The organism is Kitasatospora sp. NPDC029367, from assembly GCF_055569135.1.
Genome location: NZ_JBVHYH010000039.1, coordinates 40,741 through 56,573 on the forward strand (window position 1 = coordinate 40,741; position 15,833 = coordinate 56,573).

Below are 15,833 nucleotides of genomic sequence, written 5' to 3' on the forward strand. Positions count from 1 at the left end.
GAGGGCGGCGCCTTGCTGGAGAGGCGGTGGGCGGAAATGGGGTTGCGGGGGGCGGTTGGATGGGGGGATGGGGAAGAAGGAGCGGGTGGCGCCGACGGTGTACGTGTCGGTGGACGTGGAGGCGGACGGGCCGATTCCGGGGCCGTACTCGATGGTGAGCTTCGGGGCGGTGGTGGCCGGGTGGGACGACGGGGCGGGGTTTCGGCGGGCGGACGTCGTGGGGGCGGGGGCGGCGGGGTTCTACCGGGAGTTGCGGCCGATCAGTGCGGAGTGGGTGCCGGAGGCGCTGGCGGTGTCGGGGCTGGAGCGGGCCGCGCTGGAGGCGGGCGGGGCGGAGCCCGGGGTGGCGCTGCGGGAGTTCGGGCGCTGGGTGGAGCGGGTGCGGACCGGGCCGGACGGGCTGCGGTACCGGCCGGTGATGGTGGCGTACCCGGCCGTGTACGACTGGCAGTTCCTGTACTGGTACCTGATGCGGTTCACCGGCTCCAGCCCGTTCGGGCACTCCGGGTGCCTGGACCTCAAGACGCTGTACGCGGCGCGCGCGGGGGTGCCGTTCGCCGGGATCGGGAAGCGGTCGATGCCGGCGGAGCTGCTGCCGGACCTGCCGCACACCCACCACGCGCTGGACGACGCGCGGGAGCAGGCGGTGCTGTTCGCGAACCTGTGGGAGTGGGCCGGGGCTACTCGGGGGTGAGGGCGAGCACGGCGAGGTCGTCGGCGAGCAGGCCCGCGTACTGGTGGACGTCCCGGGCGAGGAAGGACACCACTCGCTCCGGCGCCGTACTGTCCAGGGCGGCCAGGCGCGGGGCGAGCGGGTAGAAGGCCCCGGTGGCGTCGCGGGCCTCGCTGACGCCGTCGGTGTAGAGCAGGACGGTGTACCCCGGGGGCAGGGCGACGGTCGTCGGCTTGGCGGGCTCGTCCTCGGGGCGGAGGTGGCCCAGGCCGAGCGGGAGGTCGTCGGCGCAGGCCACCGGGGCGATGGTGCCCCGGCCCAGCAGCAACGGGGTGGTGTGGCCGCGGTTGACGAACTCCACGCAGTCGGTGCCCGGGCGGTACTGGAGCAGGACGGCGGTGACGAACAGCTCGTCGTCGCCGCAGTCGGCCGCGTCGCGCAGCACCGCGCGGTCCAGCTGGTCGGAGAGCTCGACCAGGCCCGGGGTGTCGTGGGCGGCCGCCCGGAAGGCGCCGAGCACGTCGGCGACGGTGCGGACCGCGCCGAGGCCCTTGCCGCGGACGTCCCCGAGCAGCACCCGGACGCCGAAGCGGGTGTCGCACACCTCGTAGAGGTCCCCGCCGACCAGCACCTCGGCCTGGGCCGGGCGGTACAGCCCGGCGACCCGCAGGCCGCCGGCGCGCTCCGGCACCGGTCGCAGCACCGTGCGCTGCAGGGTCTCGGCGACGGTGCGGGCCTGCAGCAGGGTGCGGTTCTGCCGGGTGCGCTGCCAGGACAGGGCGGTGCCCATCACCCCGGACAGCGCGGTGGCGATGTACACCCAGACGTGGTGCTGCTCGTTGACGTGGCCCGCGCGCAGGGCCAGCAGCAGTTGGAGGGCCAGCGCGCCGCCCGTGCTGGTGGCGGTCAGCACCGGGCCGTAGCTGAACGCGGCCACCACGGGCAGGGCGGTGAGCAGGAAACCGGCCGCCACCGCGTCCGGGACGACGGCCTCGGTGACCAGGTCCAGGAGCAGCAGGACCACCGGCAGCCAGGGCACCCAGCGCGGCACCCGGGACTGCGCGACCGCGAGCTGCGGCGGGCGGGGGGCGGACACGGCGGGGACCTCCTGCTGACCGGGCCTGGGTGATTTCGCCAGGGATGACCGGATTCGTCCCTCCATGCTCCCCCACGGACGGCCCTGTCACGAATGGCCGAACGTCCCGGGTTCCGGCGGGTGGGCCGGGGCGGCCCGGGCCGGGAGCGGGCGGTCTGCGGAGGGTCAGCGGGGGGTCAGCGGAAGGTCACCGGCCGGTCAGCGGTCAGTCAGCGGTCGGTCAGCCGAGGGTCACCGGACGGTCACCGGCAGCGTCTCGTAACCGCGCAGGACCAGGCGGTCACGCCGGGTCGGGACACCGCCCTGGGCGAGCCTGGGGAAACGATCCAGCAGGGCGGGCACCGCGAGCTCGCCCTCCAGCCGGGCCAGCTGGTAACCCAGGCAGAAGTGGGTGCCACCGCCGAAGCTGAGCGGCTGGCTGTCCGTACGGGACGGGTCGAACACCGTCGGCCGCTCGTACCGGGCCGGGTCGTGGTTGGCCGCGCCGATCAGCAGGGTCAGCCCGCTGCCGGCCGGGACGGGCAGGCCCTCGACCGACAGGCCCTCCTCCAGGGCGACCCGCGCGGTGGCCTGGACCGGGGAGTCGAAGCGCAGCACCTCGTCGGTGAACCCGGCCGGGGTGACCGCGCCGCTGCGCAGTCCGGCGGCCACCTCGGGATGGCGGAACAGCAGGGCGAGGCCGTTGCCGAGCAGGTTGGTGGTGGTCTCGAAACCGGCCACCAGCAGCAGCACCAGGTTGGCCAGCAGCTCGGCTCCGGACAGCCGCCCGCCGTCCTCCGCGGCGATCCGGGCCAGGTCGCTGACCAGGTCGTCCTGCGGGCGGGCCAGCCGTTCGGCGATCAGCGCGGTGAAGTAGTCGGACAGCTCGTCGGCGGCCCGGTCGGCGGCGTCCAGCTCGTCGAAGTCCTGGGTGACCTCCAGGGCGACGGTCAGGTCGGACGCGAGGTCGCGGAAGCGGTAGCGGTCCTGCTCGGGCACGCCGAGCAGCTCGCAGATCACGCCGACGGGCAGCCGGAAGGCGAAGGCGTCCATGAAGTCCACCGGGGAGCCGTCAGCCCCCTGCTCGGCCATCCCGTCCAGCAGCCGGCCGATCGCCGCCTCCACCGCGGGGCGCAGGGCGGCGACCCGGCGGGCGGTGAACACCGAGGCGATCAGCGAGCGGACCCGGGGCTGGTCGGGGGCGTTGCGCTGGAGGATCGAGCGGCCGAACAGGGCGAGCGAGGAGTGCTCGGCGAACTCCGGGGCGAGGCCGGCCGTCATGTCGGCGGTCGCGACGCCGAAGGCGGGCGTGCGGAGCACCCTGTTGACCGCCGCGTAGCCGCTCACCACGAACATGCCGTCCCCCGCCGGGGCCACCGGGCCGAGCTGGTGCGCCCTGGCGTAGAGCGGGTACGGGTCGGTCCTGACCTCCGTGGTCATCAGCTGCTCGATGATCGCGGCGCCGTCCATCTGGTGCTCCCCTCCGACGTGCTGGTTCCTGCCGACGTGCTGGTTCCTGGTTCGTGAACAGCGGGCGGGCACGGCGGAGTTCCCGGCGCCGGCGGGATCCGGCGGCGTCGGCGGTCCGGGGCCGGGCCGCGGCGCGGATAGGCTGGTCGGTATGGAGATCTGGATCAACCCGCGTTGTGGCAAGTGCCGGACGGCGCTCAATGAGCTGACCGCCGCCGGGGCGGAGTTCACCGTGCGGCGCTACCTGGAGGACCCGCCGACCGTGGCCGAGCTGGAGCAGGTGCTGGAGCGCCTGGGCCTGGAGCCGTGGGACATCACCCGCACCGACGAGCCGGTCGCCAAGGAGCTGGGGATGAAGGGGTGGCCCCGGGAGGCCGGCGAGCGGGCGCGCTGGATCGCGGCGATGGCCGAGCACCCCGTGCTGATCCAGCGGCCGATCATCACCGCGGACGACGGGCACGCCGTCGTGGCCCGGACTCCCGAGGCGCTCAAGTCGGTTCTGCCGTAGGCGTCAAGGTCGGTCGCAGCCGTTACGGCCTGCGGTAGGCACTCCGGGTCGATCGGTCAGTGGAGCTGGGTCCGCTCCACCGGCCGGCCCGGGTGCCAGTTGAGGACCCACAGGGCGTCGCCGTCCAGGCTGGTGTGCACCACCTGCTGGATGTCCAGCCGGAAGAGGTGGAACGGGGTGGGCGGCGGCTCCGGCAGGTCGGCCGCGAAGGCGGCGAGCTCGTTCTCGTCGGTGACCTCCACCGCGCGGCCGGAGAGCTTGGAGTCCCCGCCGGCCATGGTCTCGTCGCCCGGGTGGGCGTGCAGCGCGAACCGCGCGTCCCGCTGGAGGTCGCGCGCCTTGACCGCGCCGTACATCGACCCGAGCCAGGCGTCGGCGCCGACGAAGTCGACCTCCGACCCGCTCACCCGGGGTGAGCCGTCCTTGCGCAGCGTCGCCAGGACGTGGTGCTTGTTGGCGTCGAAACGGGCCCGTACCAGGGCCGCGAGTTCGGGTTCCTCGTGCTCGAAATCCTGCCAGGTAGCCATGGCGCCAGTCTGGCACCCGGCACTGACGACCGCCGGGTACGAACGGCGGGGTTCGACGGGCGGGCGTTGTCGGCGGGCGGTGCCAGACTGGCGGGGTGACCAGCACAAGATCATCCGCGTCCACGAACGCGTCGAACGCCTCCACCCAGTACATCGCGTTCCTGCGCGCCATCAACGTCGGCGGCCGCACGGTGAAGATGGAGCGGCTGCGGGCGCTCTTCACCGAGCTGGGGCTGGGCGACGTCCGCTCGTACATCCAGACCGGGAACGTCTTCTTCCGCACCGACGAACCCGACCGGGCCGCGCTGACCGCGCGGATCGAGGCGCACCTGGAGCAGGCGCTCGGCTACCCGGTGCCGGTGCTGCTGCGGACGGTCGACGAGGTGGCCGCGCTGCTCGCCGCCGAGCCGTTCCGGGGCGTCGAGGTCACCCCGGACGTCCGGCTGGTGATCGCCTTCCTCTCCGAGCCGCTGCCGGCCGAGCTCGCCGGGCCGCACCGCTCGCCGAAGGGCGACTTCGAGGTGCTGGGCACCGATCCGGGCGCGGCGTACGTGGTGGTCCACCTCCAGGACGGCAAGTGGGTCACCAGGGAGATGTTCGGCAAGTCGTACCGGGGCGCGGTGACCTCCCGGTTCCTGCACACCACGGAGAAGATCCTGGCCGCCGCCCGGAAGGGCTGACCGCCCGCCCCGGGCGACGGACGGACGGCGGACAGGCAGCGGACAGGCGGGCGACGGCCGGGCGGGAAGCACCCCGGCGGAGCGGGAACCGCGCAGGTGGAGCGGGCGTCTGTCGCTCAGTGAGGTACGAACCCCGCGCCGGTACCCCGCGCGATCTGGACAGTCGAAGCCGGTCGAACCGACAATCGGGCCATGACGCAGCCTGAGCTCCCCACCGGCGCCGTCCGGCCCTCCGACGCCGAACGGGACCAGGCGCTCGGGCTGCTCCGGGACGGCGCGGGCAGCGGCCGGCTGTCGCACGACACCTTCCTCGGCCGGATGGACATCGTCCTCCAGGCAACCAGCCGCGGCGAGTTGGACGCGGCGGTGGCCGGGCTGCCCACCGGCGGGCCGGTCGAGCGCTTCGTCCTGCGGACGGTCGGCCGGGCCTCCGCCTTCGGCACCCGGCTGAACCGGGCCTGGCGCACCGAGCGGCTGCCCGGGCTGAGCCTGCCGCAGGCCGGGGCCGGACTGCTGACGATCGGCCGGATCCCCGGCTCTGGGCTGCGGCTGCACGACGCCTCGGTCTCCCGGCACCACGCCGAGTTGCGGCACGAGAACGGCGGTTGGGTGCTGTACGACCTCGGGTCGACCAACGGCACCCATGTGAACGGGCGGCGGATCGCGGGCGGGATCCCGGTACGGCCGGGCGACCAGGTGCGGTTCGGGAACCTGGAGTTCCGGCTCGCACCGCACTGAGCCGCGGCGGTACCGGGCAGCCGGCGGCCCCGGGTCAGTGCGGGAACTGCCGGGGCGGCCGCTGGCTGGGCAGCTCGTCCCGGAACTCCTCGATCAGGGTGGAGATCTGGCGGGTCACCACGGTGTGCTCCAGCCGGTCCAGGTAGCGGTTCTCGGCGGCCAGCGCCTCGACCGTGACGCCGAAGTAGAGCGTCATCAGCGGATTGACGAAGAGCTGCTCGCCCTTGGTCCGCTCGGTGAACTGCACGTCGCCGAACTCACCGCGCAGCGCCGCCGCCACCGAGCCGTTGACGATGCTGGGGTGCTTCGGGAAGGCGGCCCGGGCGTGCTCGACGGCGTCCAGGTAGAGCGCGCCCTCCCGGCTGCCGCGCGGGATGGAGAAGGCACCGAGGTAGCCGCCGGCCCGGTCGATCGCGGCGAGGTTCTCCAGCACCAGGGCGTGGTTGACGCCGTGGTGGGCGTCGATGCCGAAGCCCAGGCAGGCGACCAGCCGTTCCGGCACCTCCGTCAGGCCCGCCACGGCGGCCAGGCTCGCCATGTCCTCCTCGGGCGTGCCGAGTCCCATCTCGTCGCCGCGCATCAGGATGTCGGTGCCGCCGTCCACCAGCAGGACCGCGTCCACGCCCAGGTGGGCGACCAGTCTGCGGTAGGCCTCGCGGAGCAGTCTGACGCCCACCGTCGGGAAGGCCCACACCGTGTCGGGCATCCCGTGCAGCCGCAGCCAGCGGGCCAGCGTGCGTTCCGGGAAGTAGCCCTCGGGGGCGGGGGTGTCGGGTCCGATCCTGGCCACGTCGGGCTCGTGCCAGACCTCGCCGGGCAGCCCGTAGAGGTGGGTGAAGGAGAGGTTGGCCAGGTGCACCTCCTTGCCGGCGGCCCGCAGGGCCAGGGCGATCGGGAGTCCGGCATAGACGTCGAAACCGCCGCCGGCGCCGGCGATCAGGATGCGCTCGGCGGCCAGCAGCCGGGTGATCAGCGGGGGTTGCAGCAGAGAGGTCACCGCCGGACGGTAGCGCACGGGTGGTGGCCTCGGTCCGGAATTGTCAGTGCCGGGTGCCAGGATGCGGACATGACCCAGGATGCGGGCACGGCCCAGGACACGGCACTCACCCCCGACGTGCTGCTCGAAGCCCAGGAGCGGGCTCGCGAGTTGATCCGGTGCGGCTTCCAGGAGCCGGACGAGATAGCCGAGTCCCTGGTCGAGGTCCTCGACGACCAGGGGCTGACGCAGGAGGAGGCGGAGCGGATCGTCGCTCCGCTGTGGGAGGAACGGCTGGCCGAGCAGGCGCACTGGCCCGAGCTCACGGACGTGGACCGACTGGCGCAGGCCTTCGACCTCCTGGAGGACCAGGGCATCGTCGCGGCGATGGACTTCACCTGCTGCGCCGCCTGCGGCTACGCGGAGATCGGCGGCGAGGCGGAGGAGGACTCGCGGGGCTTCGTCTTCTTCCACCAGCAGGACACCGAGGCGGCCGCGGCCGGGCGCGGGCTGATGCTGCGCTACGGCGGCTTCCACACCGGGGAGGAGCCGGACGGGGCCGCGGAGCAGCGGACGGTGGAGATCGGCCGGGCCGTGGTGGCCGCGGTGGAAGCGGTCGGCCTTCCGGTGGAGTGGGACGGCTCGCCGCACACGGCGATCCGGGTCGCTCCGCTGGAGTGGCTCAACCGCCTGCCGGAGTAGGGGCGGCCGCGCGCCGGGGAGCGCCAACGTGTGCTGCGGGCTGGGGTCACGGCTCCGACGCGGCTCGGCCGGGCGCGGGCATATGTCGTCGGCACGTGCCACGCGCGTAGATCGACGACCCGCGAAAGGACCCGGCGCTCAGTCGACCAGGCTCCCCAGGCCGCCGCCGGCCGCGCCCTCGCCCGCCGCCCCCCACAGCGGCGCGGTGCAGCGCTGGTAGGTCGCCTGCCAGTGCGGCCAGTTGCGGGCCACGTCGTCGTCGCACTCGGCCAGCAGCCGCTCCACCAGCACCGGGTCGACCCCGTCCAGCAGCCAGGCCAGCGCGTCCGCCGTACCCGGACCGTCCGCCCCGCGCAGCAGGTCGAGCAGCTCGGCGAGGCCGCCGAGCCGGGAGCTGTCGGGCACCACCAGCTCCATCCTGGGCAGCAACTGCCGCTCCTCGATCCGCAGGTGGGTCTCCAGCCGGGCGGCCAGGTCCTCCATCGCGTAGGCGACCGGCCAGGCGCTGCCGGTGTCCCGGCTGGCGATCCGGACCAGCGTGGTGACCCGGGTGAAGGAGTGGTCCAGGTTGTGGTGGTCGGCCTCCAGCCAGTTGAGCAGCAGCCGCAGCTCGGGCGCGAAGCGCCGCACGATCGGCCAGATCCGGGTGTCCTGCTGCTCGTGGTGGCAGGTCAGCATGGCGGTCATGAAGGTCCAGTGCCGCAGCACGGCCTCGCCCTTGTCCTCCTCGTCGGGCTGGAGCAGCCGAAGCGCGTTGGGCAGTCGTGCGAGGTCCCGGCGCAGGGCGGCGTGCACCAGCCGCAGGCCGGCGAACCGGACGGTGACCGGCTCCTCGTCCGTGGCCGGCCCGTACGCGTCCCGGGGGTCGACTCCGGGCTCCGCCTGGGCGGGGACGGAGACGGCGGGCGGAGGCAGCAGGTGGATCGGCATGGCACTCTCTTCACGGCTGGTGAGGACGGAGGGGCGGCCGGTGAGGACCGCCCCATCCAAGGTGCTCGCAGTCGATCAGAAGCGAATCAATGTCCGATTGACGCGCAGGTCACGGGCCTGCGCGGGGACCTGCACGGGGGCTTGCACGGGGGCGGGGGCGGCTGCTGCGACCGCCCCTCCCCAGGGGCCCGGATCACTCCGAGGCCGGGCCCTCCAGGTTGGCGCTGAGCCACTGCAGGGTGTCCGGGATCATCTTCTTGAAGTCCGAGGTCAGGTGCTTGCCACCGGGCTGCTCGTAGTACTGGATGGTCACCGGGGCGACGGCCTTGGCCACCCAGCTCTTGACCAGGTCCTTCTCGTAGCCGTTGGCCCCGCCGGCGGTGACGTACATCTTCACGTCGGCCTTGCCCTGGGTGATGAGCAGGTTGGGGTTGTTGGCCGCCTTCTCGGCGTCGTGGCCCTTCCACAGCCCGGAGTCCGGGATGAAGTAGCCGTCGATCGGCACGGCGGCCTTGTAGACGTCCGGGTACTGGAGGGCCATCTTGGCGCTGCAGAAGCCGCCGGTGGAGGCGCCCATCACGCCCCAGCTGTCGCGGCCCTTCAAGGTGCGGAAGTTGGCGCGGACCCAGGCCGGGATGTCCTCGGCCATCCAGGTGCCCATCTTCGGCTGGCCCGGGATGTCGGAGCAGTCCAGCGCGTTCTTCTCGTCGCTGTTGAAGTTCTGCACCGGCATGATCATGATGAACGGGTGGGCCTTGCCCTGCTTGGCCAACTGCTCGTCCACCTCCTGGATCGGCAGCTGGTTGTCGGTCCAGGTGTTGTAGCCGTTGCTCTGGCCGCCCGCGTAGAGGGTCAGCACCGGGAAGCCGGTCTTGGCGAACTTGGGGTCGTTGTACTCGGGCGGCAGCCAGACCCAGACCTGGCCGGTGACGCCGGACTTCGCGCCGGTCACCTTGGTCATCATGATCGGGCCGGCGGCGGTGTCGCGGACCTTGTTGAGGCTGGCGGCCGGGCCGGTCGGCATCAGCACCTTCCCGCCGCCCGGGGTGGGCTGGTCGGCGGCGGGCGTCCCGGGGGCGGCGCTGCCCGTGGCGCTCGGGCTGCCCGCTCCGGTGGTCGCCGCCGGGGTGCCGTCGGCCGAGGAACCGTTCCCCTTCCCGCCGTCGGACCCTCCGCAGGCCGCGAGCGAGGCGGCCAGGGTGAGCACGGCGGCGCCGGTCAGGACGGCACGGGAACGGGACGACTGCCTAAGCACGGTGAGGACTCTCCGACCGATGTCGCGCCCGGTCCGTCTGACCGGGCGGCGGCCCCCCGGTGGGGCCGGACAGGCCCGGGGGCGCGGGCGCTGTGCGGTCCCCGGAGCGGTGGTGCGCCGTCCGTCGCGGAAGGGCACCTTCCTGCGATCTTATGACGTGGCCCGGGGCGGGCCGGTTGCGAGGTGGCCACCGGAAATCCAATGTTTGTTCGCGATCAGGTAAAGGCCTTCACCGTGCCCGCCGGACGGCGGGGGCCGCACGGCGGGGAGCACGGGCACCGGCCCGTCCGGCCGTCCGGGTTTTGGATGCTTTGCCCAGTGACGGTGGCCTCCACATCCGGAACGATCGCTTCGGCACGCTCTTCGACCGGCTCCGGGAAGAGTGTGACCGTACCGGTACCGAACCGCCGAACCGCCGAACCGCCGAGCCACCGAGGAGAGCGCCATGCTGGAGCAGATCGCCGTCGTCACCGGAGCCGGGAGCGGCGTCGGCCGGGCCGTCGCGGTGGAGCTGGCCGCGGCCGGTTGGCGGCTGGTGCTGGCCGGGCGCCGGGCCGAGCAGCTGCACGGAACGGCCGCGGCCTTCCCGCCGGGCGTGCTGCCCGCCGACGTGCTGCCGACCGACGTCACCGACCCGGCCGCGGTGGACGCGCTGTTCGCGACGGCCGTCGAGCACCACGGCCGGGTGGACCTGCTGTTCAACAACGCGGGGACCTTCGGCCCGGCCGTCCCGGTGGACGAGCTGGCGGTCGAGGACTGGCGGGCGGTGGTCGACCTCAACCTGACCGGCGCCTTCCTCTGCGCCCGGGCCGCCTTCCGGCAGATGCGGGCCCAGTCCCCGCAGGGCGGCCGGATCATCAACAACGGCTCGATCTCCGCGCACGTCCCGCGTCCGCAGTCGATCGCCTACACCGCGACCAAGCACGCGGTCACCGGCCTGACCAAGTCGCTCTCGCTGGACGGCCGCCCGTACCGGATCGCCTGCGGCCAGATCGACATCGGCAACGCGGCGACCGACATGACCGCCGCGATGAGCGCCGGGGTGCGGCAGGCGGACGGCCGGATCGCGCCCGAGCCGACCATGGACGTGGCGGACGTGGCCCGCACCGTGCGGCACATGGCGGCGCTGCCGCTGGAGGCCAATGTGCAGTTCGCCACCGTGATGGCGACGGCGATGCCGTACATCGGGCGGGGCTGAGGCCCGCCCCCGGGCCCGCCCTCGGGAGCGCCCGGCAAGCGGGGCGCTCACTCGTCGTGCGAGTGGCGGTACCGCAGCCCGCCGTCCCGCCGCTCCAACCGGTAGACGCTGGTGGTCGGCCCTGGAGGTTTGAAACGGTGCGGCCACTCACACGGGTGACCCCCGTCAGCCGCGGGCTGACGGGGGTCCCGGGTTCGGACGAGCGGAGTACGGACGAGCAGGGCGCGGGCGCGCAGAGCGCTACGGCCGCCAGGTGTCGTTCAGGGTGACGTTCCCCGAGCCCGGCACCGTCGCCGTCCGGTTGGCGCCGGACTCCCAGGTGACCGCCCCGCTCGCGTCCTTGCGCAGGTACTTGTACTGGAAGGACGTGCCGGCCGGCAGCGAGAGCGCCAGCGACCAGACCGGGTACCCGGCCGAGGACAGCGGCAGCGCCTTGGAGGGGTCCCAGCCGCCGAGCGCCGCGGCGTCGCCGACCACGTACAGGTTCTGCCCGTACGAGGTGGTCGCGTTGACGTTGAAGGAGGCGCCGGACACCGCCGTGCCGGGCTGGACGTACAGCGCCACCGCGTCGCCCGCGCCGACCGTCGCGGTGAACTGCCCGTTGGCGCCCACCTGGTAGGTCGGACCGGTGCAGCCCCCGCCGGGCTGCGGGTCGCCGTGCTGGACGTCGCAGTACGTCCCGGCCGGCAGCCCGGTCTGGAAGGTCTGGGTGATCGCGCCGCTCTCGTGGTTGATCGCGACGTAGCCCCGGTTGCCGCGGCCGAAGGCGATCGCGTTGTTGCCGTTGGACCACCAGTCGGTCACCCCGGTGCCCGCGACGGCGTTGCGGAAGCCGACCATGTTGGCGATCTGCCGCCAGGCGTGGGTGCAGTTCCAGCCGTCCTGGTAGCAGGCGTTGACGGTGCCGCCGTTGGGCGGGCCGTCGTCGTTGCTGGTGAAGCCGTAGCCCGAGTAGACGTTGGGCGAGCCGTAGGTCGAGGCCAGCAGGAAGACGTTGGCCAGGGTGTAGGTGCTGCCGTAGGTGTAGTTGAGGGTGGAGCCGTTGCGCTCGGTGTCCCAGTTGTCGACGAAGCTGCGCGCCTGGCCGCTCGGCAGGTAGCCCCAGGAGGCGCCCCAGGTGCTGAGGTTGGCGAGCTTGTCGCCGGTGAAGACGCGCTTGAGGTCGGTGCCGACCCGGAACTCGTCGACGTCGCCGTTGCCGGTGTACTCGGTGGGCTGGACGGGCTCGCCCGCGCCGTAGATGACCTCCTGCACCCAGTAGGCGCCGGGGTTGGCCATCTTGGCCTTGATCGCGGCGAGGTCGGTGGCGGCGATGTGCTTGGCGGCGTCGATCCGGTAGCCGTCGACGCCGAGCGAGCCGAGGTCGTCCAGGTAGTGGGCGATGGTGGTCCGGACGTGGTCGCTGCCGGTGTCCAGGTCGGCGAGGTTGACCAGCTCGCAGTTCTGGACGTTGCCGCGGTCCTGGTAGTTGCTGATCGGCTGGCGGCAGCTGTGGAAGTCCTGGTCCTGGTACGTACCGGGGTAGTTGTACTTGGTGTACGCGGTGCCGCCGGTGCCGGTGCCGGAGCCGGCCGTCATGTGGTTGACGACGGCGTCGGCGATCACCTTCACCCCGGCCGCGTGGCAGGTGTCCACCATGTTCTTGAAGGACGTGCGGTCGCCGAGCCGTCCGGCGATCCGGTAGCTGACCGGCTGGTACGAGGTCCACCACTGCGGGCCCTGGATGTGCTCCTGGGGCGGCGACACCTCGACGAAGCCGTAGCCCTTCGGGCCGAGGGTGGTGGTGCAGGCCTGGGCGACCGAGTCGAAGCGCCACTCGAAGAGGGTGGCGGTGACGTCCTTGCCGTTGTTCGCGGGCGGGGCGGCCTGCGCGGCGGGGGCGCCGAGGGCGGTGCCGAGCGAGAGGGCGAGCGCCGCCGAGGCGGCGAGCGCGCCGGCCGTGCGGGCGGGCCTGCGGGCGGGCCTACGGGTGGGGGTGGCGACCACGTTGTCTCCTGGGGGTGGCTGGGGTGGGGGCAGCCGGGGGCGAAACTGCAAGAAGCTTCTGTAACTTGCCGGAAACTTGCAGCGCTGAACCTAGGGCGACCGGAACAGACCGTCAAGGTCCCAGGAGATACGTTTCTGCATCAACGCGGAGCAGAGCCCGAGCAAACCCCACCAGAGCCCCGTCAGAGCCCGCCCCGGAGCACGACAAGGGCCCGGCAGCCGTAGCCGCCGGGCCCCTCACCTGTCCTGGTTCACCGGCCCCTCAGGAGCCGGTGCGACCTCAGCCGGTCTGGACGGAGGTGTCGTCGATCACGAAGCTCGTCTGCAGCGAGGAGTCCTCGGTGCCGGTGAACTTCACGGTGACCGTCTGGCCCGCGTAGGCCGAGAGGTCGAAGGTGCGCTGCTGGTAGCCCGCCGCGGCGTCCACGTTCGAGTAGGTCTTGAGCGTGGTGCCGTTGACCGACACGGTCAGCTTGTCGTACGCGGTGCTGCCGGTCTCGGCGGTGTCGATGTGCAGCCAGAAGCTCAGCGTCGCCTTGCAGCCGGCCGGGATGCTCACCGTCTGGGACAGCGTGTCGGTGTGGGTGCTGCCGTAGCCGTCCAGGTACGCCTTCCAGCTACCGCCGTGGGACGGCTCCGAGGATCCGTTGTCGATCACACCGCTCGACGCGGTCCACGGCGAGGCCGTGCCGGTCTCGAAGCCCGGGTTGCCGAGCAGCTGGGCCGGGGTGCACGAGCCGCCGCCACCACCGGTGACCGTCCAGGTGAAGCTGGTCGTACCGGACTTGCCGGCCGAGTCCTTCACCGTGACCGTCACGTTGGAGCTGCCCGCCGCGGTCGGCGAGCCGGTGATCACGCCGGTCGAGGCGTTGATGGCCAGGCCGGCCGGCAGCCCGCTCGCCGAGTAGGACAGCGGCGCCGTCCCGCCCGAGGCCTTGATCTGCAGGTTGACCGAGCCGCCCACCGCGGTGGACTGGTTGCCCGGGTTGGTGACGCTGACGCCGCCCGGGTTGGGCAGCGAGCCGACGTTGACGGCGGCCCAGGCGGTGGCGACCGCGTTGTACTCGGCGCTGTTGGCGCCGTACAGGTCGGTGGCCGCGTTCAGGGTCGCGGTGCGGGCGGCGGCGTAGTCGGTGGTGGAGGTCATGTAGGCGGTGAGCGCCTTGTACCAGACCTGCGCCGCCTTGTCCCGGCCGATGCCGGTGACGGTGATGTTGTTGACCGTCGGGCTGTTGTAGCTGACGCCGTTGATCACCTTGGCGCCGCTGCCCTCGGCCAGCAGGTAGAAGAAGTGGTTGGCCACGCCGGACGAGTAGTGGACGTCCAGGTTGCCGACGCCCGAGTACCAGGAGTCGGCCGAGGTGCCGTCCTTGGAGGGCTTGTCCATGTAGCGCAGCGGCGTGCCGTTGCCGTTGATGTCGATGAGCTCGCCGATGAGGTAGTCCGGCACGTCCTTCTGCAGGTTCGCGTAGAACTCGACCATCGTGCCCATGATGTCGGAGGTGGCCTCGTTGAGGCCGCCGGACTCGCCCGAGTAGTTCAGGTTGGCGGTGGCCGAGGTGACGCCGTGGCTCATCTCGTGGCCGGAGACGTCGAGTTCGGTCAGCGGGTGGGTGTCGCCGGAGCCGTCGCCGTACGTCATGCAGAAGCAGCCGTCGTCCCAGAACGCGTTGACGTAGCCGGTGTCGTAGTGCACCCGGCTCATCGCGCCGACGCCGTCGTTCTTGATGCCGCTGCGGCCGAAGGTGTTCTTGTAGAAGTCCCAGGTGGCGGCGGCGCCGTACTGGGCGTCGACGGCGGCCGACTCACGGTTGCTGGCCTGGCCGTTGCCCCAGGTGTCGGAGGACTTGGAGAACAGCGTGCCGTTGCCGGAGGTGCCGTTCTTCATGTCGGTGGTGTACTGGCCGCCGCGGGTGGCGTCCTTGAGCGAGTAGGTGGAGCCGCTCTGGGTGGTGGTCAGCGGGACGGTGCCGACGAAGACGCCGTTGCCGCTGCCGCGCTTGATGCCGTCCGCCTTGCTGAGCACGGCCCCGGTCTTGGCGTCGGTGACGACGTGCAGCTTGCTCGGGGTGCCGTCCGACTCGCGGCCGTTGACCACGGTCTCGTAGGCGAGCTTCGGGGTGCCGTCCGCGGCCCAGACGACCAGCCGGGGCGCGCCCTCGACGGTGCCCTGCTCGGCGGCGAGCGCGGCCTCCTGGGCCTTCGGCGCGGCCAGCGCGGGGGTGGTGTCGACGCCCGCGAGGTTGGCCTCGCTGGCCTTGGTCACGCTCTTGGTGGCGCCGGCGGAGTCCTGGTGGACGATCAGGTCGCCGCCGAGGACGGGGAGCCCGGCGTAGGTGCGCTCGTAGCGCAGGTGGCGAGCGCCGTTGGCGTCCTGGACGACGTCCTTGGTGACCAGCTGCTCCTTGCCGTCCAGACCGAGCGCCTGGGCCAGGGAGGCGGTCTGCTGGTTCGCGGAGGCGATCAGCGCGGCCCGGCTGGCCTGCTGGGTGGCGACGGCGGTCGGCGCGTCCGGAGCCGCCTGCGCGATCACCGGTATGCCGGTGACCAGCAGCGCGGTGGTGGCGGCCATGACAACCGCTGCCTTCCGGACGTGGGCGTGACGTGACATGCGGACTCCTTTTCCGACCGGCAGACCGGGTGGATCGACCCGGCGTGCGCGGTGGAGAGAACCTGGGCCGCGGTTGCGGCGCAGTGGGGGCCCCCGCCGGGTGCAACGGGGGTGCGGTTGCGGTGCTTTGCATGGCATTGCGTTGCGTTGCGTTTTGCGTCGGCATTGCAGTGCCTTGCCGTGCCTTGCCGTGCCTTGCCGTGCTTTGCCGTGCGGTGCGGAGCGGTGCAATGCGGTACGGGAGGCGCTGCACCTGAACTCGGGCAGCTGCACCGGGGGGTGGGGCCCCCTCGTCTGCAGCCGGAGGAATCGTGGCAGCAAACGCGCCGTTAATGACAGATGCATGCCACTGATTGGCCGATTATTTACCGAAACCGTATGCAGGACGCTTAGTCAGTTGTGTTACGGCATGACGAAGTCTTGAACACGGTTTTCATACCCCCGGTAAAGTTCGATCACCACCGGAGGTGACTGACCAGCGGTCAGGGCCGGCGCCCGCCCCGA

At 72.4% G+C, this 15,833-nt stretch carries 14 protein-coding genes; 6 read left to right on the plus strand and 8 right to left on the minus strand.

Annotated features, from left to right (window positions below):
- Nucleotides 1–67 precede the first annotated feature (67 nt).
- Nucleotides 68–694, plus strand: a complete 627-nt coding sequence (locus ACZ4W5_RS21520) for an exonuclease (RefSeq protein WP_360228033.1) — start codon at nt 68–70, stop codon at nt 692–694.
- Here ACZ4W5_RS21520 and ACZ4W5_RS21525 read toward each other — a convergent pair.
- Both ACZ4W5_RS21525 and ACZ4W5_RS21530 read right to left on the minus strand, forming a co-directional pair.
- Nucleotides 681–1,769: a PP2C family protein-serine/threonine phosphatase gene (locus tag ACZ4W5_RS21525; protein WP_360228036.1), complete on the minus strand. Its 1,089-nt coding sequence runs from the start codon at nt 1,767–1,769 to the stop codon at nt 681–683. The genes ACZ4W5_RS21520 and ACZ4W5_RS21525 overlap by 14 nt on opposite strands.
- 231 nt (nt 1,770–2,000) lie before the next feature.
- Complete coding sequence (locus ACZ4W5_RS21530) at nt 2,001–3,218, minus strand: cytochrome P450 (protein WP_360228039.1); 1,218 nt, start codon at nt 3,216–3,218, stop codon at nt 2,001–2,003.
- Between the two features lie 151 nt (nt 3,219–3,369).
- On the opposite strand from ACZ4W5_RS21530, the gene ACZ4W5_RS21535 reads away from it, so the two are divergent.
- Nucleotides 3,370–3,726, plus strand: a complete 357-nt coding sequence (locus ACZ4W5_RS21535) for an arsenate reductase family protein (RefSeq protein ID WP_360228042.1) — start codon at nt 3,370–3,372, stop codon at nt 3,724–3,726.
- Nucleotides 3,727–3,782: 56 nt separating this feature from the next.
- Here the strand turns inward: ACZ4W5_RS21535 and ACZ4W5_RS21540 are convergent, their stop codons facing one another.
- Nucleotides 3,783–4,253, minus strand: coding sequence for a pyridoxamine 5'-phosphate oxidase family protein (locus ACZ4W5_RS21540; protein ID WP_360228045.1), 471 nt, complete (start codon nt 4,251–4,253; stop codon nt 3,783–3,785).
- A gap of 95 nt (nt 4,254–4,348) precedes the next feature.
- On the opposite strand from ACZ4W5_RS21540, the gene ACZ4W5_RS21545 reads away from it, so the two are divergent.
- Nucleotides 4,349–4,933 (plus strand): DUF1697 domain-containing protein, encoded by a 585-nt coding sequence (locus ACZ4W5_RS21545; RefSeq protein WP_360228048.1) that lies wholly within the window; start codon nt 4,349–4,351, stop codon nt 4,931–4,933.
- Between the two features lie 192 nt (nt 4,934–5,125).
- Nucleotides 5,126–5,671, plus strand: coding sequence for a DUF1707 and FHA domain-containing protein (locus ACZ4W5_RS21550; protein ID WP_360228051.1), 546 nt, complete (start codon nt 5,126–5,128; stop codon nt 5,669–5,671).
- Between the two features lie 34 nt (nt 5,672–5,705).
- Here the strand turns inward: ACZ4W5_RS21550 and ACZ4W5_RS21555 are convergent, their stop codons facing one another.
- A complete protein-coding gene (locus ACZ4W5_RS21555; RefSeq protein ID WP_465656231.1) occupies nt 5,706–6,668 on the minus strand; it encodes a DUF1152 domain-containing protein in 963 nt (320 codons plus the stop codon).
- Between the two features lie 69 nt (nt 6,669–6,737).
- Between ACZ4W5_RS21555 and ACZ4W5_RS21560 the strand changes: the two genes are divergently transcribed.
- The gene (locus ACZ4W5_RS21560; protein WP_465656233.1) at nt 6,738–7,349 is read left to right on the plus strand and encodes a DUF6891 domain-containing protein; all 612 of its coding nucleotides are present in this window, start codon (nt 6,738–6,740) and stop codon (nt 7,347–7,349) included.
- 138 nt (nt 7,350–7,487) lie between these two features.
- Here ACZ4W5_RS21560 and ACZ4W5_RS21565 read toward each other — a convergent pair whose 3' ends face one another.
- Together ACZ4W5_RS21565 and ACZ4W5_RS21570 are read right to left on the minus strand one after the other, a co-directional pair.
- Nucleotides 7,488–8,279, minus strand: a complete 792-nt coding sequence (locus tag ACZ4W5_RS21565; protein ID WP_465656235.1) for a hemerythrin domain-containing protein — start codon at nt 8,277–8,279, stop codon at nt 7,488–7,490.
- Between the two features lie 193 nt (nt 8,280–8,472).
- Nucleotides 8,473–9,534: an alpha/beta hydrolase gene (locus ACZ4W5_RS21570; protein ID WP_360228063.1), complete on the minus strand. Its 1,062-nt coding sequence runs from the start codon at nt 9,532–9,534 to the stop codon at nt 8,473–8,475.
- 445 nt (nt 9,535–9,979) lie between these two features.
- On the opposite strand from ACZ4W5_RS21570, the gene ACZ4W5_RS21575 reads away from it, so the two are divergent.
- The gene (locus ACZ4W5_RS21575) at nt 9,980–10,732 is read left to right on the plus strand and encodes an SDR family oxidoreductase (RefSeq protein WP_465656237.1); all 753 of its coding nucleotides are present in this window, start codon (nt 9,980–9,982) and stop codon (nt 10,730–10,732) included.
- Between the two features lie 240 nt (nt 10,733–10,972).
- On the opposite strand, the gene ACZ4W5_RS21580 is transcribed toward ACZ4W5_RS21575, so the two are convergent.
- Nucleotides 10,973–12,718, minus strand: coding sequence for a carbohydrate-binding module family 20 domain-containing protein (locus tag ACZ4W5_RS21580; RefSeq protein WP_465656239.1), 1,746 nt, complete (start codon nt 12,716–12,718; stop codon nt 10,973–10,975).
- 280 nt (nt 12,719–12,998) lie between these two features.
- A complete protein-coding gene (locus ACZ4W5_RS21585; RefSeq protein ID WP_465656241.1) occupies nt 12,999–15,329 on the minus strand; it encodes a M4 family metallopeptidase in 2,331 nt (776 codons plus the stop codon).
- Between the last annotated feature and the right edge of the window lie 504 nt (nt 15,330–15,833).

Bases quoted from the DNA above. Each gene is read 5' to 3' on its own strand.
- ACZ4W5_RS21520 (WP_360228033.1), top strand. From the start codon at position 68: ATGGGGAAGAAGGAGCGGGTGGCGCCGACGGTGTACGTGTCGGTGGAC.
- ACZ4W5_RS21530 (WP_360228039.1), bottom strand. From the start codon at position 3,218: ATGGACGGCGCCGCGATCATCGAGCAGCTGATGACCACGGAGGTCAGG.
- ACZ4W5_RS21535 (WP_360228042.1), top strand. From the start codon at position 3,370: ATGGAGATCTGGATCAACCCGCGTTGTGGCAAGTGCCGGACGGCGCTC.
- ACZ4W5_RS21540 (WP_360228045.1), bottom strand. From the start codon at position 4,253: ATGGCTACCTGGCAGGATTTCGAGCACGAGGAACCCGAACTCGCGGCC.
- ACZ4W5_RS21550 (WP_360228051.1), top strand. From the start codon at position 5,126: ATGACGCAGCCTGAGCTCCCCACCGGCGCCGTCCGGCCCTCCGACGCC.
- ACZ4W5_RS21560 (WP_465656233.1), top strand. From the start codon at position 6,738: ATGACCCAGGATGCGGGCACGGCCCAGGACACGGCACTCACCCCCGAC.
- ACZ4W5_RS21565 (WP_465656235.1), bottom strand. From the start codon at position 8,279: ATGCCGATCCACCTGCTGCCTCCGCCCGCCGTCTCCGTCCCCGCCCAG.
- ACZ4W5_RS21575 (WP_465656237.1), top strand. From the start codon at position 9,980: ATGCTGGAGCAGATCGCCGTCGTCACCGGAGCCGGGAGCGGCGTCGGC.
- ACZ4W5_RS21585 (WP_465656241.1), bottom strand. From the start codon at position 15,329: ATGTCACGTCACGCCCACGTCCGGAAGGCAGCGGTTGTCATGGCCGCC.